The organism is Ensifer sp. Root278, from assembly GCF_001429285.1.
Lineage (GTDB): Bacteria > Pseudomonadota > Alphaproteobacteria > Rhizobiales > Rhizobiaceae > Ensifer.
Map to the genome: position 1 here is coordinate 436,475 of NZ_LMJJ01000040.1, position 24,202 is coordinate 460,676.

Genomic DNA, 24,202 nt, shown 5'->3' on the forward strand with positions numbered 1-24,202 from the left:
ATGAGATGGCCGTCGTCAATTTGTCATGGTGACAAGTTCGCGACTGGTGCCGGTCAATAGGTCAATTATGTTGACCCAATTGAGCCGGAGGAAACCATGCAGGCCGATACGCTTCTGGCGTTGTTTTTGTTTGCGTTCACCACATCGATCACGCCGGGACCGAACAACATGATGCTGTTCGCATCGGGCGTGAACTTCGGCTTCGTGCGTACCGTTCCGCATATGCTGGGCATCGGTGCCGGCTTCTTCCTGCTCTTGATCGCCGTCGGCTTCGGTCTCGGCGCGCTGCTCCACTCCGTGCCGCTGCTCTACACGGCGTTGAAATTCGCAGGCGGCGCCTATCTCGTCTGGATCGCCTGGAAGATCGGCACCTCGCGTTCGCTCGGCGAAGGCAAGGCCGGCGCCAAGCCGATGACCTTCCTTTCTGCTGCCGCCTTCCAATGGGTCAACCCCAAGGCCTGGGTCATGGCGGTCTCGGCGATGGCGACCTATACCAGCAGCGACAGCTACCTCTTCAGCGTGCTGGTCGTCGGTCTGGTCTTCGCGCTGGTCAATGTGCCGAGCGTTTCCACCTGGGCAGGCTTCGGCTCGGCGCTCCGCCAATGGCTGTCGGAGCCGTCGCGGCTCAAGTGGTTCAACATCACCATGGCGGTACTGCTCGTCGTCAGCCTCTGGCCGATGCTAAAATAGTGCGAATTGCGGCTTGGTGAGCATCAGCCAGAAGATGCCGGTCACGGCCAGGAAGGCCGGGAAACCGCAGGCAAACCAGATGGCGTAGAGCCGGTCGAATTCCTGTGGCAGCGACGCACCGTTTGCCGTTGCAAGACGGGCAAGATCGCGCAGCCGCAACTGGATCCAGACGACCGGGAGCCAGAAGAGACCGGTGACCACATAGAGGATCAGCGACAACACGATCCAGCCTTCCGTCAGCGACCAGCCGATGCTCGTCGCCAGCAGATAGCCGGTGATTGGCTGTGTCAGCACGGCCGTGGCGGTGAAGACCGTATCGGCGATGACCACCGTTCCGGCGACATGGGCGATCAATCGTGCATCGCGGGTGCGCCGGGCCATCAGCATGAAGAAGGCGATGCCTGCGCCGGTGCCGAAGAGCACGGCGGCGCCGATCACATGGGCAAGGCGCAGTACATCTTCGAGCAGCATCAGCGTTCATCCAGAATGGCAAGCGTCGCAAGTGTGGCGAGGATCGAAGGCAGGACCTTGACGAGCGGTCCGAGCGGTTCGGCCCAGAGTGCGGGTTCGACGAGGCTTGCTGTGGCGAGATAACCGAAAGTCAGCGCGAGCATGCCCAGCAGCGCACGCTTCGCCAAGGGGCGGACGAGGACGGAAATGCCAAGGGCGATATCGGCAAGGCAGGTTGCAAGCGTCATCGCCGTGGCCGGGCCATCGGTGAGAAACCGCAGGAAATGCTGCCGAGCAGCGTCGAAGGCAAAAAGCGGTATCAGTCCGGACAGCAGCCAGAAGAGCGAAAGCCCGACGACCATCAGCGGCTTCAGCAGGTAGAGCCGGGCGAACCAGAGATCCTGAACGCCCGATGGATTGGCTGAAAGACTCTGGCGGGCGGACAGGAACGGGCCAGGGGCTCGGGGCCAACCCGCGGCAGAAACGCCGCCGGCCATCACCGAAAGCGCGGTCGAGCGCAGCGGCGAACGCCAGCCAAGCCTGCCGGCGATATCGGCAAGGAAACCGACGGGTGCTGCAAGTGCTGCGGGCAACGAGACGGTTCTGGCGGCGGGCAGGCCAAGCCACTCACGGTGCAGTGCCACGAGTTCGCCAAGCGTCGGCGGTGTCTCGTCGCCAAGCACGAGATCGCTTCCCTCGGGCATCAGCCCGGCAACAGCCGCGCTGACGGCCTCCGCAACATCGCTCATGGCGACCGTTTCGACGCGTGACCCCACATGCACGAGCGGGATGGCGAAGGGCAGGGCGGCAAGGGCACGCAGCAGGGCCGAACCGCCATGGGCGTTGCGGCCAAGCACCAGCGCCGGGCGAAGGATGACATGCGCGATGCCGCTTGCCGCGAGCGCCGTGTCGGCACGGAACTTGGTGGCGAGGAAGGCGCTGTCGCTGCCGGCGGCGCCCAATGACGCTGAGATCTGGGGTGCGGAGATCTGGACGATCCGCACCGGCGATGCCTTCGCAGCCGCATAAAGCGCCAGCATCGCCGTCTCCTGGGTCGCACCGACATCATCGGCCAAACCATCCTGCAACGCGCCGGCGCAGTTGACGATGACGTCATGGGCCTCGACCAACCCTCGCCAGTTGCTGGCAGCGCGCATGTCGGCGAGGTCGGCCGTGAACCATTGCGCCTGCGGCCGTTTCAGCCGCGCGCTCGCGACATGGCGGCCGAGGCCGGTTACCATGTGTCCGTCGCTGACAAGACGATCGAGTAGGGTCGAGCCGATGAAGCCGGTGGCGCCGAGAATCAGAACCTTCATGCGGCTAGAATAGCGGAGGCGGTTGCGCGCGAAAGCATCATGTATCGTCAAAGTTTAGTCGCGGCCGGACTTGTTACAGTGACAATTCTGGTTGCCGGTCGCTGATGAAATCGATTTCGAATGCGGATTTCATCAGCTACCACTATCGCCCGAGTGAGGAGGCAGCGCCGTCTGCGCCCGAGGGGTGCGCCGGTGCCGAAAAGCACGGCGGCGCCGATCACATGGGCAAGGCGCAGCGGTGGTGTGAATTCTCGCGATCACGTCGCACCTCGCGGGAGGCTACTTCCCCCGCGATTTGTCAGCATTGCTCCCACATTCCCACCATCAGGGCACGAGTTCGATCTCGCTCGGCCGCCATTCCTTCGTGAAGAACGATTCCAGCGGACTGTAGAGACGCAGGAGCGTAAACCAGCCTTTGCCGGGCATGGTCTGGATCCAGTTGCCGCGTTTCACCCCCTCGGGTTGGGTTGGGCCGAAATAGATCGTCGTCGAGCCATCCGGTTCCGCTTCCGCGGCAGGCGATGGATAGCTCTGGCTGCCGGCGCGCGGGTAGCCTTGCGGCGTCTGTAGCATCGAGCGCGACTGGTTGTCGTAGAGCGTGAAGGACCAGAACGCGGCCGCCGGAATGTCCTTCGGCAGCGTCACCTTGTAGGTCTTGCCGCCGTCGAGGTCGTTCTTGTTGGCGTCCAGGAAACCCATGAGATATTGCGACCCGACCTTGGGGAGCCGCATGATCATGCCGGGCGAGTCGAGCGTGTAGCCGAAGTAGAAGGCCGTCTTGGAATCGAGGGTACGCGCGCCAGTCGGCGGTAGCGGGTCGAACAGGCCATCCTTTGTGATCATCGGCGGCGGCGTTTCGAAATTTGCGCCACCCTGCCACAGCATGTTTCCCCACATTGAGTCTGGATAGTACGACCAATCAGGATGGGGCCCGCTGAAACGCCAGTTCAACACACGGCTGGCCGCGTTTCCCACCGCTGCTGCATCGGTCAGAATCTTCTTCATCCGGTCGTCCGGGTTGAATTCCTTGCCCTTGACGATACCGATGGCTGCCAACTGGCCTGCAAGTTCCGGATCGTAGGAATCGGCCGGCTCGGCCTGAACATTGGCGTTGATCATCTCGAAGAACGAATAGTCGCTTGGGGGGATCGTATTGAACGCCTTGCCGCTCGCCTCGAGGAACTTGGTTTCAGGAACCGGCGGATTCACTTCAAGCCTGACTTTGCCTTCGAGCGCCGTTGCGATGCTCGTGCCGACACCGCCCGGCGTGTAGGGATAGATCTTCATATTTTTCTTGATGTTCTCGACGGTCGGCTTCGGATCGTTGTCTACAAGGTAACCGCGAGATGCATAGATGACCCGGTTCGTCTTCGACCGCGCAACATAGAAACCACCTTCCGGAACCGGACCGTCATAACCTGGTGGCAGCAGCAGGTATCTTCCGCCTTCGCCGCGGTCGGGACCGGGGAACCCGACATCGATGATCCAGCCAAACCACATGTCGTTGATCGTGCCTACCCCCATAGGAGGCTGCTCGACCACGGTTGGCCCCTTCGTCAGATCCACGACGCTGAAATAGTAGACGGTATCGGCATTGGCCGTGAGGAACAGCGACTTCGAATCCATCAGTTCAGGGTAAAGGGTGACCGTGTTGTCCTCTGCGCCGATGCTGAGAAGACCCTTGCGGATCGCATAGGCCGATGCGCCGCCATAGCTGTTGAGGAACGCGTCAAGGGCGCGAGTGAAATCAAGCGTGTCATAAACCTTGTCGACGGTGTCTGCACTCGGCGCGCCATCCTTGAAATTGAGCGTACCGATGCGAGACTCTACTTTATCCGGGGTAACCAGAATCGGTGGGATTTCGGTCGCCGTCTGGCCAAAAGCTGGATTTCCGCCGTTGACGATGGTTGCGGCGACAAGAGCTGCAAATAGTGGAAGCTTGCTTCTAATAGGTTTCATGCTGCCCTCCATTTGTTGAGTAAGACTCTGGATTGGCGCGGACAACACCACGTTGCCGGATGTCTATGGCGCGATGCACGTTTCCCGACTCCCGAGCATGCTCCGCGAGTACCTTTTGGACAAGTTTGTCTTCATGAGAGTTTGAGTCAGCGGGTCTGCAAATCGGACAGCGTGAACCCTTTCACGAGGCCGTGAAATAGCAATTACGTTACTGCAACATACGTGGAAAACGGCGCTCTTGCTGGCTTTAGCCTCGCGCGTTGGTGGATCCTACATAATAGCGCATTTTTCAATGCTGCCGGTTCGCATGGAACCGGACTTGTTACGGTGACAATTCTGGTCGCCGGTCGCTGATGAATTCGATTTCGAATCCGGATCTCATCAGCTACCACTATCGCGCGAGTGAGGAGGCAGCGCCGTCTGCGCCCGAGGGGTGCGCCGTTGCGAGGAGCCAGGCAATGTCCGAACACCATCATGGTCACGATCACGACCATCATCACCATGACAACCATTTCACCGACATGGAAGCGCGGGTGAAGGCGCTGGAAACGGTGCTGACCGAGAAGGGGCTGATCGATCCGGCGGCGATCGACGCGATCGTCGAGACCTATGAGACGAAGATCGGCCCGCGCAACGGTGCCCGCGTGGTGGCCAAGGCCTGGGTCGATCCCGATTTTGCCGAGTGGCTGAAGCGCGATGCGACCGAAGCGATCGCCAGCCTCGGCTATACCGGCCGGCAGGGCGAGCATATGCGCGCCGTGTTCAATACGGCCGAGACCCATAACCTCGTCGTCTGCACGCTCTGCTCCTGTTATCCCTGGTCCGTGCTCGGCCTGCCGCCGGTCTGGTACAAGGCGCCGCCCTATCGCTCGCGCGCGGTCATCGATCCGCGCGGGGTGCTCCAGGAGTTCGGTCTGATCTTGCCGGAGACAACGCGCATCCGCGTCTGGGACTCGACGGCGGAGCTGCGCTATCTGGTGATCCCAGAGCGTCCGGCCGATACCGACGGTTTCAGCGAGGAGGAACTCGCGGGGCTGGTGACGCGCGATGCCATGATCGGCACGGGGCTCGCGCTTTCCGGGGAGACGCTTCGATGAACGGTCCGCACGATCTCGGCGGCGCGCACGGCCTCGGCCCCGTGGCGCCGGAAAAGGACGAGCCCTATTTCCACGGCGAATGGGAGAAGCGGGCGCTCGGCGTCACGCTCTCCTGCGGCGCCTTCGGCGCCTGGACGATCGACGAAAGCCGGCATGCGCGCGAAAGCCTGCCGCCGGCGACCTATCTTTCGGCGAGCTATTACGAGATCTGGACCCGCGCGCTGGAGACCCTGCTCAAACGCCATGGTTTTGTAAGTCAGGCCGAGCTCGATGGCGGCCACAGGCTGGAGCCGTGTGCGAGCCCGAAGCGGGTGCTGAAGGCCGACATGGTGGCCGGCGTGCTGGCGAAGGGCGCGCCTTGCGACCGCCCGGCGGAAGGATTGCCGCGCTTTGCTGCCGGCGACCCGGTGAAGACGAAGAATTTCAATCCGGAGACCCACACGCGGCTGCCGCGCTACGCTCGCGCCAAGCTCGGCCGGGTAGAGGCGGTGCAGGGCTTCTTCGTCTTTCCTGACGATAACGCCCATGGCCGCGGCGAAAATCCGCAATGGGTGTATACGGTCGTCTTCGATGGGCCCGAGATTTGGGGCGAGGGCGCCGATCCGACGCTGACGGTCTCGATCGATGCCTGGGAGAGCTACCTTGAACACGTGTAAGGTGACATCGCCGCTCATTGCCTCGGCCGAACTGCCGAAATCGCCGGAGGGCGATCCTGTCTTTGCCGAGCCCTGGCAGGCGAACGCCTTCGCCATGACCGTACGCCTGCATGAAAAGGGCGTGTTCTCCTGGCCGGAATGGGCCGAGGCGCTTTCGGCCGAGCTCTACAAGCCTGGTCGCAAGGCGGATGCCAGCGACTACTACGATTGCTGGGTAGCCGCGCTCTCGCGCCTCGTCACCGAGCTCTCGATCGCGTCTGGCCGTGAGTTGGAGCACCTGACGCAGAGCTGGCAGCGGGCGGCGGAAGCGACGCCGCACGGGCACCCGATCGTGCTCGCCAACGACCCTGAGCGGCCCTGATTTCGAAGGCTCCGATCGGCAGGATTTTCGCAAGTTGATCGCAGACGGTTTTTCACGTAGAGGCTGCTAATCTAAACGATCTGGAGCTTGCCGTGGGCGAAACGCGATATCCTTTTTCCTCCATGGAGGCGGCGGCGGAGATGTTCAAAAGAACGCCGCTCGAACGCCTCAGCACATGGTTGGAAACCAAAAGGATGGCCCGGCGGGAGAGAAAAAAGAGACGCCGGCACGCGTTGACGTGCCTGAACGCGCGCGGGCCGGCGACCTTGTCGCCCGACGATATCCCGTTGATGTTCATCACCCACAACGACCTCAAGCTGATGCCGTCGTTCCTGGCGCATTACCGCAAGCTCGGGGTGACACGCTTCATCTGCATCGACGACGTCTCATCCGACGGCACGCGCGAATATCTGGTGGCACAACCGGACGTCGACGTCTGGTCGTCCATCGTCCGCTTCAAGGAGGCGCGGCGCGGGCGCGAATGGCGAGAAACGCTGTTCGAGCGCTATGGCACCGGCCGATGGTACGTCAATGTCGATTCCGACGAGTATCTCGTCTACGATGGCTATGAGGAACGCGGACTGAAGTGGCTCATTCCGGCGCTGGAGCGCATGGGCGCCCGCCGCATGCTCGCCCCCATGCTCGACATGTATCCGGTCGATCTCGAGCGCGCCGACGTTGAAAAGCTGGAGCAACAGGCCCCCTGGGAGATTGCCGATCATTTCGATGCCACCGGCTACGCCATGCATGCGATGAAGCGGGCCTTCAGCGTCAAGGGCGGACCGCGCTATCGCAAGTTCGGAACCGACCTGGAGATGGTCAAGTATCCGGTGCTGTTCTGGGACGGCGAGTGCTGTTTCGGGCCCAGCATCCATCAGCCCTTGCCCTATGACCGGAATTTTCCGGCCGCCATGGGCGTGCTGCTGCATTTCAAGTTCTTTGCCGATTACGCCGAGGTCGTCGATGCGGCCGCGGCAGGCGGGCAGTATTTCGATGCCTCCGCCGTCTATGTGAAGATCAAGGAGAACATCGCAAACGCCGGCGGTCTGCAATTGACGTCGGATGTTTCGGTGCGCTTCACCGGATCGAGGCAATTACTGGATCTCGGATTTATAACGCGGCTTGAGCGCGCCTGAAGCGCGGCTCGGCGAATGTCTGGAGTGAGAATGGAGAAGGCGAAACTCGTCGTTCTGTTTCCGGTCTTCAATGGTGCGAAGACCCTGGAAAAGTGCCTGCAGTGCATCGCGGATCAGGGTTTCAGGGATTTTCGCGCCATCATCGTCGAGAACAGGTCGACCGATGGTTCGCTGGAGATCGCCAAAGCCTTCGCGGCGAAGGATCCTCGCTTCGAAGTACTCGAGAACGAAGTGCACCTCAAGGCTGACGAGAACTTCCTCAAGTGCTTCCACCTCGGCACCGAACTCGGCGAGTATTTCTGCCTCAGGGCCTGCGACGACTTTTCGACGCTCGACTACCTGTCGCGCCTCGTCGCCGCCCTGGACGCGGATAAGACCAAGCTGCTCGGGGTTTCGGACGTCAGGCGCATCAACAACGGCAAGGGACGCCTTGCCAGCCCCAACCGCGACGTCTTCAATTTTGCCCAGCGCGTGCGCGACGGTAACATCCCGCGCAATCTGAGCTATCCGTCCGAATGGGTCTACGGCATCTATCGGTCGCAAGGCAGCCTGGAGATCCTGCTCCGGCGCTATGCGGAGTTCAGCTATCCCTGGACCGGCGCCTCCTACATCGTCACGGAGTTCGTGGTGCGCGATCTCGTCGCCTATGTTGAGGGGCCCGAGTTCCATTTCATCGAGGGTTCGGGATCGGTTCAGCGCTATGGCGCAAAGACCTTCCGGGAAAAGTTCTCGCAGCGCTGGGACTATACGGTCGGCTGCTATCGGCTGAAGGACAAGCTGCCGCCGATGTCGCCGTGGACAAAGTTCCTGCTGTTCCGGATGTTCTGGAACGACGCGCGTCGCAAGACCCGCTACAAGCTCCTCGGCTTTTTCTGATTGGGCGGACACGCGCCGGAGAGGGCGCGCCGCGATCTCAACTTCCCTTCGCCTCGCTCTTGTCGAACTGGCGGTAGCACTCGTCGGCCACCTGCTGCAGCAGGCTGCGCGGCACCTCGCCGGTGACGGCGTAGCCGATCGGGCCGTCGATCCAGTAGAAGGTCTCGACGCCGTCGACGCTGTCGATACGGAAACTGGTCTCGCGGTTGTCGTCGTTCCGGCCGAGAAGCACGGTGAGCCTGCGTCCGGTGCCGTCCTCATACATGAACATCGCACCCGCCTTGCCATTGACCGGCAGCAACCGGCCGCCGACCAGCGAGAAGCCGAGCGAGGAGAGATCGGGGATCGACAGCGGATGTTCGAGGCGTTTTCCGAGCCAGGTGGCGAGATGGCTCTGCTCGTCGGCGCCCACTTCGACGGCGTGGCGCACTTCGCTGGCATAGACCAGGAAGGCTGATTGCGCCTGCCGCGGCAAGCTGTCGGCGGTCTCGATCGATTGGTTGCCGCCATCGGCAGAAATCAGAGATGGCGCGTAGAGGCCGGTCAGCGCGCCCGCGGCAAACAGGGCGAGACCGGCGGCGATGGCGCGCAGACGGCCGGTGGCGGATCGCTTGCCCTTGTCCGGGTCCGATTGCGGAAGATCGTTGCGGCTTTTCGATAGCAGGGCGCGGTCGTTTGTGTCGCTGTGGGCGTAGCCGGCGAAGAGCGCACGAAGGTCCACCGCCTGCGCCTGCCATTGCCGGACTTCTTCGGCGCGGGCGGGGTTGCTCTCCAGCCATTGCTCGATCCGTTCGCGTTCCCGTGGGGTCACGAAACCGTCGACATAGGCGTGCAGGTCGTCTTCGGAGACGGTGTTGAGATCTTCCGTCATTTCGGTCTCCGCATGCTGATCACATTGTCGTCCTTCATGGCTTCGGCAAGCTGGCGCCGGGCGCGTGAGAGCCGCGACATCACGGTGCCGATTGGAATGGCCATCATCTCGGCCACGTCCTGGTAGCGGTATCCCTCGATCACCACGAGCATCAGCACCGAGCGGTTTTCCGAGGAAAGGCCGTTCAGCGCCCGTTCGAGCTTGGAGCGTTCGAGCGGGTCGCTTTCGCGGTTCTCCGCCTCGAGCCCCAGATCCTCCTCCAGCGCCACCTGCGGGTGCATGGAGAGGTAGCGGTGCCGGTTGCGGCCGAGATTGGTCATGATGGTGAAGGCCCAGGCGCGCAGGTTGACGCCGCGCCATTGCGCGCGGCGCGAAAGCACCTTCTCCACGCAATCCTGCAACAGGTCCTCGCCATCCGGATCCGAGCGCACGAGGCTGCGGGCATAGCGCCTCAGCGCCGGCACCAGCGCCAGCACGTCCTCTTCGAACCGGTCGGATGCGGGGTTTTCGGCCCCCGCATCCGCATTGCCGCCATTACGGCTTTGCGACATCCCATTCGCCCTTCACGCCATCACCGGTAATGTCACCCATCTTCTTGTCCTTGACGAAGAAATAGAGCGGCATGCCGTCCTTGGCCCACTGTTTCTTGCCGTCCTTGCGCTCGACCAGCGTATAGGCGCCTTCGGCCTTGGCGCTGGCTTCCGCCAGGAAGGGCGGCCAGTTCTTGGCGCAATTGTCGTAGCAGCTGGACACGCCGCCATGGTCGTCCTTGTAGGTATAGAGCGTCATACCGTTTTCCCCGGCCAGTACCTTGCCTTTGGCCGATTCGACTTCCTTGACCGGCGGCGCGGCGAAGGCCGTGACGCTGGCGGCAAGGAGCATGGCGATCGTCAATGGAAACGTTCTCATGGCAATTGTCCTTCCTCAAGATGATTTTCCTATCCGGAAACGGGCGGATGCCTCCTCGTCCCGTTCCGCAAGAGCCGCATGCTTGCAGATCCAACCGTGAGACACGGTGCGCGGGGGATTTATTCCCGGAAAACTGGTGGCTGTTTCGGTTCCGCCATTTCGCTGCCGGAACCGAAGCAAACGGAGCGACCGGCCGCGCGATCGGCAATCGCGCGGCCGGCAAAAGGACGGTGATTTGCTGGAAGCAGCCCGCTGTTCAGGGCAGCAGAACCACGGACCCGGTCGTGCGACGGGCCTCCAGGTCCTCATGCGCCTTGCGCGCTTCAGACAGCGGATAGGTGGTGATGGCGGAGGCGCGAACGATCCCTGCCTCAATCGCGCCAAACAGGTCTCGCGCCGCCGTCTCGTATTCCCTTCGGTCCGCGGTGTAGTGCGCGATCGAGGGGCGGGTAACATGGAGCGAGCCCTTGGCCGCAAGTAAGGAGACGTCAAGCGGCGGCACCGGGCCGGAGGAGGCGCCGAACGAAACCAGCGTGCCGCGCGGGCGCAGGCAATCGAGCGATTTGGCGAAGGTTTCGGCGCCGACGGAATCATAGACGACATCGACGCCCATGCCGCCGGTGATCTCGGCGACACGCGCCTCAAAATCCTCCTCGGTATAGAGGATCACATGATCGCAGCCGTTGGCGCGGGCGATCTCGGCCTTTTCGGCGGAGCTGACCGTGCCGATGGTGGTCGCGCCCAGGTGCTTCAGCCATTGACAGGCGATCGAGCCGACGCCGCCAGCCGCCGCATGGAACAGCACCGTGTCGCCGCGTTTGACCGGAAAACAGCGGCGGATGAGATACTCGACGGTCAGCCCCTTGAAGACGAGTGCTGCGACCTCAAGGCTGTCGAACTCGTCGGGCAGCGCCAGCGCCCGTGCTGCGGGCAAGTCGCGGTGGGTAGCATAGGCACCGGGCGGGCCGCCGACATAGGCGATGCGTTGGCCGACAGCAAAGCCCGCCACCCCTTCGCCAAGTGCCGTGACGACGCCGACGCCTTCGACGCCGAGGCCGCTAGGCAGCGGGAGGGGGGCGGTGCCGCGGCGATGATAGATGTCGATGTAATTGACGCCGATCGCGAGGTGGCGAATCTGGATCTCGCCGGGCGCGGGGTCGGCCAGTGGCTCGGCTTTGAAAGCGAGCACCTCTGGCGCGCCAAATTCGGAAAATCGGAAGACTTCATTCTCGATCGCCATGCTGCTCTCTCCAAGGGATTTCGCGGAATCTGCTTGATTTTTCAGCGTCGGTCGAGAAACCTTTGTGCAATCCGATTTTCCAAAAATGGAAAGCAAATGGACTGGAATGATCTGAAGTTCTTTCTGGCCGTCGCCAATGCGCGGTCGTTGAGTGCCGCGTCGGCCAGGCTCGGTGTGAGCGCGTCGACCGTGTCGCGCCGGATCGAGGCACTGGAAGCGGCGTTGCAGGTCAAGCTTTTCCGGCCCCATCGCGACGGTTATGACCTGACGCCCGCCGGCGAAGACTTGGTGGCGCCGGCTGAGCGCGCCGAGGCGCAGATGCGCGTCTTCGAGCGCACGGCGCGCGAGAAGGACAGCGATCTCGCCGGGCCGGTCCGTATCGACGTGCCGGAACTGCTCGGGCAGGAGGTGCTGTTGCCCGGGCTGGCGGGGCTCCTGCAAAGCCATCCGGAGATCCGCCTTGAGATGCATTCGAGCGTCCGGCCGGTGCGGCTGATCGGTGAGGAGGCGGATATCGTGCTGCGCCTCGTCCGGCCGCAGCAGGGCAATTATCGTCAGCGCAAGATCGGCTCTCTCGCCTTCGGCCTCTATGCAGCACCCAGCTACCTTGAACGCCACGGTACGTACGCCGGCTGACCTCTACCGCCACCGGGTGATCGGCTGGAGCGAGGAGTTGAGTTACCTGATCATGGTGGCCTGGGTCGAAACGCTCTGCCCCGGTCTCCAGCCGTCGATGCGTCTCACCTCCCTCGGTGCGCAGATGGCGGCGGTGAAAAACGGGCTCGGGCTCGCCGTGTTGCCTGCCTTTGCGGTCCAGTCGGCAGGGTTCGTGCCTCTGCTGCCGGAGGTGCCGCCCTTGGCCCCGGATCTCTGGATGCTGGTCCATGAACAGGCGGCGGAACTGCCGCGGGTGCAACTGGTCAAGGAGGCGGTCATCACGGCGCTGGCGCGCTTCAAGGTGCGGTCGGGCGTGTAGATGCCAAGCGGCTCAAGCCCGGTCGGCGACGAAGCGGGCGAGGGCTGGACCGATCATGGTGATGATCAGAAGGCGGGCGGTCTGCAGCGCCATGACGAAGGAAAGATCGACATTGCTCGATGCGGCAATGACCGCGATCGAATCGAGCCCGCCGGGGCTGGTGGCGAGATAGGCGGTCAGCGGATCGATGCCGACGACCTTGATCAGGAGCACCGCGAGCAGACCCGAGAAGGAGATCAGCACGATAATCGAGATGACCGTCGGCACCAGCGCGCGGCGCGCGTGGATGAGGATCTGGCGGGTGAAGCCAAGGCCGATGTTCCAGCCGAGAGCCGCAAAACAGAGCGCCAGCAGCCATTGCGGCAGCACGGTGGTCATGACGCCGCTGACGTTGAGCACGGCGCCGACGAGGAAGGGCAGCAGGAAGGCGCCGGCCGGCACGCGCAGGAAGCGGCCGGCAAGGGCGGCGCCGAGCCCGACGGCCATGGTCTCGAGGAAGAGCAAGCCGTCGATCGGCGCGAACCAGTGCGTGGTCTGCTCGGCTTCAGCCCCGGTGACCCACATATGCGCCACGACCGTTGCGGTGCTGGCGACGAAGATCACGCGCAGATATTGCATGAAGGCGACGAGGCGGGCGTCGGCGCCGTAGGCATCGGCCATCAAGAGCATGGTCGAGGCGGCACCGGCCGACGAGCCCCAGATCGCCGTCGTGCCCGGCAGGATGCGCATGCGGGTGATCACCCAGCCGCAGAGCGTGCTGACGGCGATGACCGAGAGGATGACGGCGAGGAACAGCGGCCAGTTGCCGGAGAAGGTCACGAGCATGCCCGGCGTCATAGCGCCGGCGATCATCATCGCCAGGATGAACTGCACGCAGAAGAAGAGCTGCCGCGGCAGCCGGATCGTGCCGCCGTTCATGCCGACGAGAACGGCGCCGAGCATCGGGCCCATCAACAGCCCGGCCGGAAGGCCGATGAATTCGAAGAACGAGGCGAGCACAATGGAGATTGCCGAGAGCAGGCACCATTGCAGCCACGGGGCCAGCCGTCCGATGCCGACCTTTTCCGGAGAGGACGCGGCTTTGGGCTTGTCGGTCGTCACGGGCATTCTCCGGCATGACCCCGTAAAGGCGGAGCGGCCTTCGTGGCCGGCCTCGACGGGCTTCGAGCGATGGTCGTCACCAGCAGGATCGCGGCGCCATCAATGTCCCGCTCGTTAGCAACAATGCGGCGTTGCATTCAAGGGGCACGGCAAGAAAGTGCCACAGCTGCCGTCGGCCGGAAACAAGGGGAGCGGTGTCGCCACACTTGCCGGGAAGGCTCGCAGCTGTGTGACGAACGCGCGTTGTGAGAAAAAAACGTGAACAAAAGATCTCTGGCTCGGGTAGCGCGACAGATGCGGTCAGGCAAAAAGATATTGATTTTGCGTGGCAATTTCGTGAATTGCCGCGGAGTGCTCGCCAACCTGCCGTCACAGGGGCCGTGCAGCCCATAAATCCGGGCTTGCGTGTGCCGCCCGAATCCTGACACTCAAGCCCATGCAGTTCGCACCGCAACAGGACGAGGCCCTCAAGGCCGTTTCGCAGTGGCTGAAAGAGGGCCGCTCGCCGCTCTTCCGGCTGTTCGGCTATGCCGGCACCGGCAAGACGACGCTGGCCCGGCACTTTGCCGAACATGTCGATGGCGACGTGCTGTTTGCCGCCTTCACCGGCAAGGCCGCGCAGGTGCTGCGCTCCAAGGGTGCCAGCAACGCCAAGACCATCCACTCGCTGATCTATCGTCCGCGCGGCGAGGAGGAGGTTTCCGATGAGGAAACCGGCAAGACCTCGATCGCGCCGATGTTTGCGATCAACCGCCAGAGCCCGGTCGCCAAGGCCGCGCTGATCATCGTCGACGAATGCTCGATGGTGGACGAGGCGCTCGGCAAGGACCTGATGAGCTTCGGCACGCCGATCCTCGTGCTCGGCGATCCCGGGCAGCTGCCGCCGGTATCCGGCGGCGGCTACTTCACCAACCAGGAGCCGGACTATCTGCTGACGGACATCCATCGTCAGGCGCGCGACAATCCGATCATCCAACTCGCGATGCAGGTGCGCGAAGGCAACGAGATCATGCATGGCGACTACGGCACCACGCAGGTGATCGGTCGCGGGCAGGTGAACCAGGAGCTGGTGCTGGAAGCGGATCAGGTGCTTGTCGGCACCAACAAGACCCGCCGGCGCTACAATCAGCGCCTGCGCGAACTCAAGGGCTTCACCAGCGACTATCCGCAGTCCGGCGACAAGCTCGTCTGCCTCAGGAACGATCCGGCCAAAGGCCTGCTCAACGGTTCGCTGTGGCAGGTGATGAGCTCGTCGAAGGAAACGGTGAAGCCGGGCATCAACCTGATGATCCGGCCCGAAGACGACGACATGGATCGCGGTGCCGCCAAGATCAAGCTGTTGAAGGCGGCCTTCGAGGATGTCGAGGGCGAGATCCCCTGGACGACGCGCAAGCGCTACGACGAGTTCGACTACGGCTATGCGCTGACGGTGCATAAGGCGCAGGGCTCGCAGTGGAACAACGTCGTTTTGTTCGACGAGAGCTGGGCCTTCCGCGATACGCGGGAACGCTGGCTCTACACCGCGATTACCCGCGCGGCGGAGCGACTGACGATCGTTCGCTAAGGGCGGCTACGGAAGGGGTGCGACGTTGCCGATCAACAGGATCATCGCGTCGAGGCCTTTTGTCAGCATAGTGGACGCGATTTCGGCTGGCGGATACAACCCGTTTCTCTGCCAAGCGACACGTGGATTCCGCACCGCCCTGTTTGCTGCTAATATCATAGCTTCACCACCGGTTGTGGAGGGCAAAATGTCTCGGGCTCGCTTCCTTTCCGTCGCCGCATTCTCAATAGGCTTTGCAACGACGATCCACGCAGCGCCTATCAACATGACAAACAGTCCGTCCTGGACCAGCCCCACCGCTGCAAATCCATCGGACCTGGTTCTGGTGGCAGAGACCAAGAAGCCGCTGGTGAAATCGCCGTCGGTCAAGGCTGGAGCAACCGGCCCACAGACCACGGTCGGCTCTGCTGAACTGACTGCCCAGGAATGTGAGCGCGTTGGCGGTGTCGTGACGGGCAACGGTGACCCTAACTGCAAATCGAACCAGCGGTGCAAGACGACGCTGAGCAACGGCGACATCCGCTCGGTATGTATCGACGAAGCAAATTAGGCTCACCAGTCCGGGCTTTTGACCTACTGCATGTCTTTGTCCTTAAATCGAACTCGATTTAAGGACAAAGACATGCAGAAAATCAAAGTGCTACAGCGACCTTTGCGCGTCTGATAAGACGCGCGGCGCTGTAGGCGGCAAGCTGGATAAGGCCGGCCGCATAACGGACGATTATCGCTTGGTCGCCATCCACAGCACGTGGCGCGCACCGCCACGCTTGCCATTGGCGCGCACATTGACCTCGTCGGTGGCAAAGCCGACCTCACGCAATCGCCGCGTAAAAGCGCTGTCCGGCGCCGAGGACCAGACGGCAAGCACGCCGCTGGGCCGCAGCGCCGCCTGGGCGGCGCGAAGCCCGGTATGGCTGTAAAGGCTGTCGTTGGAGGGGCGCGTCAATCCGTCCGGGCCATTGTCGACATCGAGCAGGATGGCATCGTAAGCGGCCTTCTTCGAGCGGATCAGCGCGCCGACATCGCCGACATGGATATCGACGCGGGGATCGTCGAGCGTGCCCTTGTGGAGGTCCGCCATCGGCCCGCGCGCCCAGTCGACGACGGCCGGCACGAGCTCTGCGACGACGACGCTGGCATCGTCCGGCAGCACGGCGAGGGCCGCCCGCAATGTGAACCCCATGCCGAGACCGCCGATCAGCATGCTGATGTTCTTGCCGCCGGCGATGCGCTCGTAGGCGAGCGTCGCCAGCGCCTCTTCCGAGCCGCTCAGCCGGCTGTTCATTAGTTCGGTCGAGCCGAGCATGATGGAAAATTCTTGGCCGCGCTGCTTCAGGCGCAACTCGTCGCCGTCTCCGGGAATGGTGGCGCGGTCTAGCTGGATCCAGGGAAGCATCGGGATATCTCACTCATGTCGTTTCAGCGCCTCGTAACATGAGCGCGGCGTCGAAGACATCCCATTGTCGACGATCCCGGGAGAATCGCCGGCAAACCGGCGGTATGGCCGGCTACCGGACAGGCTTTGGCCGTGCCGCCTCCAGACGCGCTGACACGTCTCCAGCCGAAGACGAAAACCGCCGTAAGGTGCTTCGGTTACTCCGCCGAGATCATTCCGGCGAGTACGGCCTTGGCGATTGCCTGGAAGCGGTTGTTGGCGCCGAACTTGCGGATGATGCCGGCTTCGAGCGTGAGCGCCGCGGCGACGTCCATCTCCATCAGGCCGGCGATGCGCGGGGCCGGATAACCGTCGGCCATGAAGGTCAGACACTCGCTCTCGATCGGGGAAAGGTGGACATGGTCATCTTCATCGGTCGCGGTACCGCTGCCATCGCTGCTTTCGAGCAGTTCGGTGATGCGCTGCATCTGGCGGCGCAGGTTCGCCTGCTGGGCGGCAAGTTCCCGGCGCCGCGCCAGTAGCGCCTCGCGAAACAACTGGTCGGCGTCTGCCTGTTCTTCGGTGCCGGCAAGGCCGGTCAAAAGCTCCAGGATGGCGGCGATCGGCATGTCGATCTCGCGGCAGGCGTTGATGACAGCCATGCGGCGGATGTGTTCTTCGTTGTAAACCCGCATCGGCCCCATGCGCGCGGCGGTCAGAAGGCCTTTCTCCTCGTAGAAATGCAGGGTGCGGTGGGTGACGCCGAAGGCATCGGCCATGTCGGCGATCGCCAGCGGGGCCGTCGGATCATGATGGGGAAGGGGAAGGATGGGCAGGAAGCCGACGCGTTCGGGCGCGGCGAGCATGCCTTCGTATTTCCAGTGGTCTCGCGGCATATCGATTGTCCCCGGTCTACAGGCCGCGCCTATCCGGCGCGTTGTCTCTGTAACGTTTGATTTTCCGCATATTTGACCTGAATCGAGGCCGACCCAGGGTGTAACAGTCCGCGTCCGGAAGCGGCGGCGATCACCGGGTCTCATAGGTGCGGACCGCGTCCGCGTGCTGAGGCACTCGTTGATCGACAACGACAATGCCTGCTGCTCGGCTGGGGCATCCCGCGTGGACCACGCGGTTCTACTCAGGACTTCGATGCTTGCCTGACGAGCAACCAGGCATCCATTCCCAACGCATGCGTGCACCGTATACGCGAATCAAATATATGACCAGTCCTTAATATTGGTAGGCTGACGCCCGTTTTCCCCGACTGGAGGGGCCGCTGCCACTGCATGGTTTCCTACTGCCTGTCTCCTTGAATCGACCTCGATTTAAGGACCAAGACATGCAGAAAATCAAAGGGCTACAGCGACCTTTGCGCGTCTGATAAGACGCGCGGCGCTGTGGGCCGATCCAGGAAAACATGCAGTGATTCAAAGCGTTACGGTGAGCTTGCCGCGTCCTCGAAGATGCGGCGCACGCGGTCAGTGGCCGATGACCTTGAGCGGGCTGTTGGAGCTCAGGATGAACAGTGGTTCGTCCCCGCGCAACGGCGACAGCTTCTGCTGGCAGGACCAGGCTTCCTCGAAGGCACCCCGGGTCAGGTGCTTGCGATAGCGCTGGGTAGCGGCCATGCAGCCCATGAGGGGGCTTTCGATCTGCTCCTGGCGGGCGTGCTCGTAGATCTCGCCGTCGAGCGAAAACAGTTCCGACGCCAGCGACATGCTCTCGTAAAGCAGGTCCGGCTCGGACGCGAGCCGCTTCCAGGTAATGAAGTCCTGGCGCAGCGGCACGTTCTCGCCATCATGCGAGAGGGTGACGCGGATGCCCTGCGCCGGCGCATCGTACCAGGTCACCTGCACGGTGAACGACAGGGCGGAATTGCGCGAAACGGGTCGACCGGTGTCGCCGTCGGTGGCGCGGGCCAGCGTCTTGTGGCGCTGGGCCGCAAGGCGAAGCGCCGTGGCAAACGCTTTTGCATCTTCGTTTTCGGCGCCGGCCATCTTCACCTGAACCGAGGGCAGTACCCGCTCGGTCGCGTGGCGCGCGTTGAAGAGTTTTGCCTGCGCGTCGATGTCCAGCGTCATTTCCTGCGAGGGCATCGGCGCGAAAAGGAGCAGCGGCAGCACGGTCAGCACCGAGAGCGGCGACGAGAAGGGCGCCGGCGGCCAGGCGGGCCGGTGCCCGGCAAAACGCCGCTTCGTCAGTTTCGGCTGGCGGGGCGAGCTTGCGGCCTGATGCTCTTCCTCGTTGCGGGCGCGCTGGTACTCCGGAACATAGGTTCCCTTGGGAATGGCGATCCGCCATTCGTCGTCGGCACCGTCGGCCTCGTAGAAAGCCTTGAGCAGCTTGCGCAATTTGCCGGCGTGCACCCGCACGAGCGGGTCACTGTCGGCGTTGAAAGCCTGGGGCCGGTCGAAGACGTCGATCGCGATCGAGTAGCCCTTGAGCTGATAGCCTTCGCCGGCCATCTCCTTCTCGACCACATAGGTGAGGAAGGCCCTGAGGCGCTCTGAACGTGCGAAAGCCTTGCTTTCGAGGATACGGCGGAGGGCCCGTCGAATCGTCTCGTCGCAGGGTCTTTCGACCGTCGTCATCCGTTCTTGCTCCAGTGTCATGTGAATTAAAATCTATGAAATGCGATCGCGGCGCGGGCTGGGCCATTCGATCTGATTCGGAAAGTTAAGCCCTAAAAAGGTGGTTGTCAGGGGTGTAGACGCCAAATTTGAGTTTTTTCTGAAATAAACGTAAAAATTGCGCCGGTTCTCCCTGTGGCAGATGGTAGCGGAAGTCCAGTCGGCCATTTTCGCCGTCCGTGATTGAGCCTTCCCGCATATTAGAGACGTCGATTGTCAAGACTTGGTCAAGACAAGGCGGGCAAACGAACCGCGCGCAAACGTCGCATCGCTCCCCTGCGACCTCCTTGGAATTGCTGCATAATCGGACCTCAAACTGTTTTCGGTTTCAGCAATTATGCAGTAGAACATTGCAACCACATTGCCTGCGTCTGGGCCCGCCTTGGGCCCGCTTTCTGGAAAGTTCAGACATGCCTGCAAAACTGTCCGTGAATCTGAATGCCGTCGCAATGCTCCGCAACCGGCGCGATCTGCCGTGGCCTTCCGTCACCGCGCTTGGCCGCATCGCGCTCGAAGCGGGGGCTGCCGGTCTCACTGTGCATCCGCGACCCGACCAGCGCCACGTCCGCTTCAGCGATCTGCAGCCGATCCGCGACCTGATCGACCAGGCGTTTCCGGAGACGGAATTCAACATGGAAGGCTATCCGAACGAGGAATTCCTCGGCCTCGTGGAGATGCATCGGCCGGAGCAGGTGACACTGGTGCCCGACGATCCGGCGCAGGCGACCTCGGACCACGGCTGGGATTTCCGCAAGAACCACAACCTGCTCGGCAATGTCGTCGGCCGGCTGAAGAAGAAGGGTTTTCGCGTTTCGCTGTTTGCCGATGGCGACGAGGATACGGAGGCCTTGCGGATTGCCAAGGAAACCGGCGCCGATCGCATCGAACTCTACACCGGCCCCTATGGCGGTTGCTATGACGACCCGGACAAGGCCGAGAAGATCGCCGCCGAACTTGGCCGCACGGCTGCGATTGCCGCAAGCCTCGGGCTCGACGTCAATGCGGGCCACGACCTGACGGTGGCCAACCTGCCGTTGCTCGCCCGGCACATCCCCGATCTTGCCGAAGTCTCGATCGGTCACGGCCTGACGGCCGATGCGCTGGAATACGGTATGGCCGAGACGGTGCGCCGCTTCCGTCGCGCCTGCGGGCAGGAGGTCTGAGGCGACATTTGCGCCCTAGTTCTTGCGCGGCAGCAGCGCCTTGCGGAAACCCGAGCGATGCCATGAAGGATCTCTTCGTCGTCACCCACACGGAATCCGTCCATCACCTGGAAGGCAAGGTGGGTGGCTGGTACGACACGGATCTGACCGCCCGCGGCAGAGAGGATGCGGAGTTAACGGCCGAACGGCTGGTGGCTTTGGTTGGCGGAAGGGACGTGGAAATCCATAGCTCCGATCTGCGCCGCGCCACCCAGACGGCCGATGCGATAGCAAGGCGCTTTCAACGGCCGGTGATGGAAACCGCCGATCTCCGGGAAATCAGCTATGGCGTTGCCGGTGGCAGGCCTCAGGCCTGGCTCGATGCGCGCTACACCCCGGCGCCGGATGACAATCGGCTCGATGATCCCTGCGGGATCGATGGCGCAGAAACCCGGCGCGAGGTGGCGCTGCGCGTCTTCCCTTGCGTCGACGCCATCGTCGCGCGGCCCTGCCAAACGCAGATCATCGTCACCCACGGCTTCACGCTGACGCTGGTGCTTGCCGCCTGGATGAAGATCCCGATCGGCGCCACGGGATTCCTGAGTTTTCCGGCAAAATCGGGAAGCATCACGCATCTGCGCCAGGACGATTTCTTCCGAAACCGGGCGGTCGTCAATCTTGCGGATGCTTCGCACCTGCGCTTTGCGCCATCGTAAGATCTCGCCGATCAGAACAGTGCATGGTGATCGGCAACGCTTCTGTAGCCTACAACTTTGCCGTGGGTCTGCTATAGGTAGAGTCCATTCCTTCCCTCGTAAGCGGCCAATGACATTCCCCACCAGTTTCCGTGAGCGCATCGTTCTCTATGCGCTTTTGACCTCGCTGACCTCGATCAGCATCGATGCGCTCTTGCCCGGCCTGCGCCAGATCGGGGCCGATCTCGGCGTTCGGCCGCCACTTTCCACCCAGCACATCATCTCGCTTTTCATCCTCGGCATGGCGTTTGGCGAGCTGCTGCTGGGGCCGCTCTCCGATGCGATGGGGCGGAAGAGGGCGCTTGTTCTCGGGCTTGGCGTCTATGCGCTCGGAACGATCATCGCCATGGCGGCCGGCTCGCTCGAGATGGTGATTCTCGGCCGCTTCCTTCAGGGCGTCGGGGTCTCGGGGCCGAAGATTGCGACGCGGGCGATGATCCGCGACCAGTTCGAAGGTGACGCCATGGCGCGTGTGATGTCGTTCATGTTCACGCTGTTCATTCTCGTGCCGATGCTGGCCCCGACGCTCGCGCAAGGGATCATCACCGTCGGTGGCTGGCGTAGCGTCTTTGCGGTCTATCTAGCGGCGGCGGGACTTCTCGGCATGTGGCTGGTGGTGCGCCAGCCGGAAACGTTGCCGCTAGAGAAGCGCATTCCCTTTCGCCCGCGGCTTCTCGTGTCGAACGGGCGGCGTATCCTCTCAAATCGCCGCGTGACGCTGCTGATCCTGGCGACCGGGCTCGTCTTCGGCGCGCAGCTTCTTTATCTGAGCACCGCGGCGGATCTGTTCTTCGACGCCTACGGGATCGGGCAGACCTTCCCCTTGTATTTCGCCATGCTGGCGACCGGCATCGGGCTTGCCTCGTTCCTCAATGCCAAGCTCGTGCAGCGCTTTGGTTCGGAGGCGATGGCGCGTTATGGCTTCATTGGCCTGGCGGTGGCGGGGCTCGCCATGCTGGCGGCATCCACCCTTTGGGCCGGCCGGCCGCCTCTTGCCGTGCTGCTGGTGCTCGGCTTTGCGGCCTTCTTTGCGATCGGGGTGCTCTTCGGCAACCTGAACGCCATGGCCATGCGCTCGCTGGGGCAGGTGGCGGGCCTCGGGGCGTCGTTGATCGCCTCCGGCTCGAGCCTGATCGCGACCCTGTTCGCGATCGCATTCGGCGCCTTCTACGACGGCACGACGCTCAATCTTTCCGCCGGGTTCTTTGTCGCCGGAACCAGCGCGCTCGTGCTTGCGGAGATCGCGCTGCGGGCAGATGCCTCGCCGGTGGAGGCCGTACGCTAAGCCAGGCAAGATCCGAGCGGACCGTGCGGCAGGCGCGGCCCTGCGCACGGCCCGTCCAGCCCCCAGGGAAACAAGCCCAGGGGAACCCGCAAAGCATGGTCGCGATCCGTCCGTGCACGTCGTTTTCGCAAAGCTTGTCCGCTACGGCAACCCTAGCCGTTGTAGACGACTGAAATCTTGTTTCCGGATGGATCGCGCATGTAGGCGGAGTACCAGTCGGGCCCATAGTGTGGACGCGGCCCGGGTGCGCCTTCGTCCGCCCCGCCATTGATCATGGCGGCCTGGTAGAAAGCATCCACCTCCGCGGGCGACTTGGCCATGAACCCGACCATGGAGCCGTTTCCGGCGGTCGCCGGCTCACCGTCAAAAGGTTTGCAGACCCACAGGACAAAGCCTTTGCCGGCTCCGCCTTCGGAATAGGCGCGCCAGTCCGGAAACTCTATGTGCTTGCTCCATCCGATGGTCGCGAGAATTGCGTCATAGAAGGCATTCGAGCGGGCGCAGTCCAAGGCACCCACGGTCAAATAAGCGCTCATAATGTCCCCCTTTCTCCGGTGGTGAAGGTGGGGGGAATGCATAGCGCATCATACTGAACATAACAAGAACAAAATGTGGCGACGGCGACTGACAAGATCCTGCTGCCGGGGCGGAAGACGCAATTGGGCATCTCCCTCGTCGCAATCTGGGAGCCCGGCACGGATGGCCGGGCTCGCGTCGTTTCGGACCGGATTCCTTCCTCAGCCGGCAAGTCTCGCCTTGCTCGCTTCCAGGAAAGCGCCGAGCTTTACCGGCGTTGCACCCGTCAGAGACGTCACGTCGTTCGTGACCATGTTGATATGGCCTTCGCGGGTGTTGGCGTCGAAGGAGACGACGATCGGGATGAGGAAGTCCGGCAGGCCGGCGCCCTTCAGGCCGCCTGCGAGCGCCTCGTCCGAGATGTGCACGACATCGAGCCGCTTGCCGGTCGCCTTGGCGACGAGGGCCGCGATCTCGTCGGTCGAGCGCAGCTCGCCGCCGGTCAACGTATAGGTGCGGCTCTCGTTCACAGCTGAGGCAAGCGCAGCGGCGGCTGCCCTGGCGGCATCGGCGCGGGCGATGTGGGCGAGGCGGCCTTCGCCGGACGAGGAATACCATTGCCCGGTCTCAAGCGCGTGCGGCAGGGCCATGAACAGGTTCTCCATGTACCAGCCGTTTCGCAGGATGGTGTAGGGGATGCCGGTCGCCTTGATGGCGTTTTCGGTGCCGAGATGATCGGGCGCGAAGGGGATCACCGATGTCTCGGGGCTGGGCATGGAGGTGTAGAGGATATGCTTGGCGCCGGCCTTCTTCGCAGCTGCCACGGCGGCGAGGTGCTGCTTCAGGCGCTTGCCCGGCTGATCCAGCGCGTCGGTCGAGATGATCAGGATCCGGTCGGCGCCGGCAAAGGCCTTGTCGAGCGAGGCCGGGTCGTCGAAATCGGCGACGCGGGCCTGAACGCCCTTGGCCGTGTAGTCGGCAAGCTTCGCCGTGTCACGGCTGGTGGCGATGATCCTCGCCGGCTCGACGCCGGAGCCAAGAAGCTGGTCGAGCACGAGCTTGCCGAGCTGGCCGGTCGCGCCGGTGACGAGCAATGTATCGGACATGGTCTTTCCTTTTCCTCTAAACCTGAGACGGGATGGCCGCGGGAGATCGCCCGCACTTTCCTCGCTCGTCGTTGATGCCGGCGGCCTGGGAGGTCGCCGGCACATGGTCTCTTTTTGAGACTTGCTCTTATCTCGTAATCTCGGTACAGCTGTAAAGGAGGCAGTTTTTTCTGCTGTGGTTACAGGAAGGG

Annotated in this window: 24 protein-coding genes and 1 pseudogene; 12 read left to right on the forward strand and 13 right to left on the reverse strand. The window is 62.9% G+C overall.

Annotation, left to right across the window (positions count from 1 at the left end; genetic code table 11):
• Positions 1-96: 96 nt before the first annotated feature.
• Entirely contained in the window at positions 97-690 is a 594-nt protein-coding gene (locus ASE60_RS23855; RefSeq protein ID WP_057253616.1) for a LysE family translocator, read from the forward strand.
• Here ASE60_RS23855 and ASE60_RS23860 read toward each other — a convergent pair.
• The 3 genes from ASE60_RS23860 to ASE60_RS23870 all read right to left on the reverse strand — a co-directional run bounded on the left by ASE60_RS23860 (position 682) and on the right by ASE60_RS23870 (position 4,415).
• Positions 682-1,158, reverse strand: coding sequence for a DUF2269 domain-containing protein (locus tag ASE60_RS23860; protein ID WP_057254395.1), 477 nt, complete (start codon positions 1,156-1,158; stop codon positions 682-684). The genes ASE60_RS23855 and ASE60_RS23860 overlap by 9 nt on opposite strands.
• 2 nt (positions 1,159-1,160) lie before the next feature.
• Positions 1,161-2,456 (reverse strand): SDR family oxidoreductase, encoded by a 1,296-nt coding sequence (locus ASE60_RS23865; protein WP_057254397.1) that lies wholly within the window; start codon positions 2,454-2,456, stop codon positions 1,161-1,163.
• Positions 2,457-2,780: 324 nt separating this feature from the next.
• On the reverse strand, positions 2,781-4,415 hold the full coding sequence (locus ASE60_RS23870; protein WP_200964209.1) for a DUF1254 domain-containing protein: 1,635 nt from the start codon (positions 4,413-4,415) through the stop codon (positions 2,781-2,783).
• Positions 4,416-4,873: 458 nt separating this feature from the next.
• Between ASE60_RS23870 and nthA the strand changes: the two genes are divergently transcribed.
• From nthA to ASE60_RS23895, 5 genes are all read left to right on the forward strand, one after another.
• Positions 4,874-5,512 carry a nitrile hydratase subunit alpha gene (gene nthA / locus ASE60_RS23875; RefSeq protein WP_057253620.1) on the forward strand — a complete coding sequence of 213 codons (639 nt, stop codon included), beginning with the start codon at positions 4,874-4,876 and terminating at the stop codon, positions 5,510-5,512.
• Positions 5,509-6,168 (forward strand): nitrile hydratase subunit beta, encoded by a 660-nt coding sequence (gene nthB, locus ASE60_RS23880; RefSeq protein WP_057253623.1) that lies wholly within the window; start codon positions 5,509-5,511, stop codon positions 6,166-6,168. The genes nthA and nthB overlap by 4 nt, the downstream gene beginning before the upstream one ends.
• Positions 6,155-6,529, forward strand: coding sequence for a nitrile hydratase accessory protein (locus ASE60_RS23885; RefSeq protein ID WP_057253624.1), 375 nt, complete (start codon positions 6,155-6,157; stop codon positions 6,527-6,529). The genes nthB and ASE60_RS23885 overlap by 14 nt, the downstream gene beginning before the upstream one ends.
• Before the next feature lie 140 nt (positions 6,530-6,669).
• The gene (locus ASE60_RS23890; RefSeq protein ID WP_082616110.1) at positions 6,670-7,665 is read left to right on the forward strand and encodes a glycosyltransferase family 2 protein; all 996 of its coding nucleotides are present in this window, start codon (positions 6,670-6,672) and stop codon (positions 7,663-7,665) included.
• A gap of 30 nt (positions 7,666-7,695) precedes the next feature.
• Positions 7,696-8,541 (forward strand): glycosyltransferase family 2 protein, encoded by an 846-nt coding sequence (locus tag ASE60_RS23895; protein WP_057253626.1) that lies wholly within the window; start codon positions 7,696-7,698, stop codon positions 8,539-8,541.
• Between the two features lie 37 nt (positions 8,542-8,578).
• Here ASE60_RS23895 and ASE60_RS23900 read toward each other — a convergent pair whose 3' ends face one another.
• The 4 genes from ASE60_RS23900 to ASE60_RS23915 all read right to left on the reverse strand — a co-directional run bounded on the left by ASE60_RS23900 (position 8,579) and on the right by ASE60_RS23915 (position 11,561).
• Positions 8,579-9,412: an anti-sigma factor gene (locus ASE60_RS23900; protein ID WP_057253628.1), complete on the reverse strand. Its 834-nt coding sequence runs from the start codon at positions 9,410-9,412 to the stop codon at positions 8,579-8,581.
• Positions 9,409-9,963: an RNA polymerase sigma factor gene (locus ASE60_RS23905; protein ID WP_057253630.1), complete on the reverse strand. Its 555-nt coding sequence runs from the start codon at positions 9,961-9,963 to the stop codon at positions 9,409-9,411. Before ASE60_RS23905 ends, ASE60_RS23900 begins: the two co-directional genes overlap by 4 nt.
• A complete protein-coding gene (locus ASE60_RS23910) occupies positions 9,947-10,321 on the reverse strand; it encodes a hypothetical protein (RefSeq protein WP_057253632.1) in 375 nt (124 codons plus the stop codon). The genes ASE60_RS23905 and ASE60_RS23910 overlap by 17 nt, the downstream gene beginning before the upstream one ends.
• Before the next feature lie 256 nt (positions 10,322-10,577).
• Positions 10,578-11,561, reverse strand: a complete 984-nt coding sequence (locus tag ASE60_RS23915) for a quinone oxidoreductase (protein WP_057253634.1) — start codon at positions 11,559-11,561, stop codon at positions 10,578-10,580.
• Between the two features lie 96 nt (positions 11,562-11,657).
• On the opposite strand from ASE60_RS23915, the pseudogene ASE60_RS23920 reads away from it, so the two are divergent.
• A pseudogene (locus tag ASE60_RS23920) lies at positions 11,658-12,537 on the forward strand (LysR family transcriptional regulator).
• A gap of 12 nt (positions 12,538-12,549) precedes the next feature.
• Here the strand turns inward: ASE60_RS23920 and ASE60_RS23925 are convergent.
• Positions 12,550-13,638: an AbrB family transcriptional regulator gene (locus tag ASE60_RS23925; protein WP_244495689.1), complete on the reverse strand. Its 1,089-nt coding sequence runs from the start codon at positions 13,636-13,638 to the stop codon at positions 12,550-12,552.
• A 436-nt stretch (positions 13,639-14,074) separates the two neighbouring features.
• On the opposite strand from ASE60_RS23925, the gene ASE60_RS23930 reads away from it, so the two are divergent.
• Positions 14,075-15,202 (forward strand): ATP-dependent RecD-like DNA helicase, encoded by a 1,128-nt coding sequence (locus ASE60_RS23930; RefSeq protein ID WP_057253637.1) that lies wholly within the window; start codon positions 14,075-14,077, stop codon positions 15,200-15,202.
• Between the two features lie 25 nt (positions 15,203-15,227).
• Positions 15,228-15,752, forward strand: a complete 525-nt coding sequence (locus ASE60_RS34805; RefSeq protein ID WP_156414709.1) for a hypothetical protein — start codon at positions 15,228-15,230, stop codon at positions 15,750-15,752.
• A 171-nt stretch (positions 15,753-15,923) separates the two neighbouring features.
• Here the strand turns inward: ASE60_RS34805 and ASE60_RS23940 are convergent, their stop codons facing one another.
• From ASE60_RS23940 to ASE60_RS23950, 3 genes are all read right to left on the reverse strand, one after another.
• Positions 15,924-16,598: an MnmC family methyltransferase gene (locus ASE60_RS23940; RefSeq protein ID WP_057253641.1), complete on the reverse strand. Its 675-nt coding sequence runs from the start codon at positions 16,596-16,598 to the stop codon at positions 15,924-15,926.
• 197 nt (positions 16,599-16,795) lie between these two features.
• On the reverse strand, positions 16,796-17,473 hold the full coding sequence (locus tag ASE60_RS23945; RefSeq protein ID WP_057253643.1) for a MerR family transcriptional regulator: 678 nt from the start codon (positions 17,471-17,473) through the stop codon (positions 16,796-16,798).
• 582 nt (positions 17,474-18,055) lie between these two features.
• Complete coding sequence (locus ASE60_RS23950; protein ID WP_057253645.1) at positions 18,056-19,168, reverse strand: hypothetical protein; 1,113 nt, start codon at positions 19,166-19,168, stop codon at positions 18,056-18,058.
• 449 nt (positions 19,169-19,617) lie between these two features.
• On the opposite strand from ASE60_RS23950, the gene ASE60_RS23955 reads away from it, so the two are divergent.
• The 3 genes from ASE60_RS23955 (at position 19,618) to ASE60_RS23965 (ending at position 22,389) form a co-directional block, all read left to right on the forward strand.
• Positions 19,618-20,370 carry a pyridoxine 5'-phosphate synthase gene (locus ASE60_RS23955; RefSeq protein ID WP_057253646.1) on the forward strand — a complete coding sequence of 251 codons (753 nt, stop codon included), beginning with the start codon at positions 19,618-19,620 and terminating at the stop codon, positions 20,368-20,370.
• Positions 20,371-20,432: 62 nt separating this feature from the next.
• Complete coding sequence (locus ASE60_RS23960) at positions 20,433-21,065, forward strand: histidine phosphatase family protein (protein WP_057253648.1); 633 nt, start codon at positions 20,433-20,435, stop codon at positions 21,063-21,065.
• A 109-nt stretch (positions 21,066-21,174) separates the two neighbouring features.
• A complete protein-coding gene (locus tag ASE60_RS23965; RefSeq protein WP_057253650.1) occupies positions 21,175-22,389 on the forward strand; it encodes a multidrug effflux MFS transporter in 1,215 nt (404 codons plus the stop codon).
• A gap of 152 nt (positions 22,390-22,541) precedes the next feature.
• Here the strand turns inward: ASE60_RS23965 and ASE60_RS23970 are convergent, their stop codons facing one another.
• A complete protein-coding gene (locus tag ASE60_RS23970) occupies positions 22,542-22,925 on the reverse strand; it encodes a VOC family protein (RefSeq protein ID WP_057253652.1) in 384 nt (127 codons plus the stop codon).
• A 201-nt stretch (positions 22,926-23,126) separates the two neighbouring features.
• Positions 23,127-24,011, reverse strand: coding sequence for an NmrA family NAD(P)-binding protein (locus ASE60_RS23975; protein ID WP_057253656.1), 885 nt, complete (start codon positions 24,009-24,011; stop codon positions 23,127-23,129).
• Positions 24,012-24,202 lie beyond the last annotated feature (191 nt).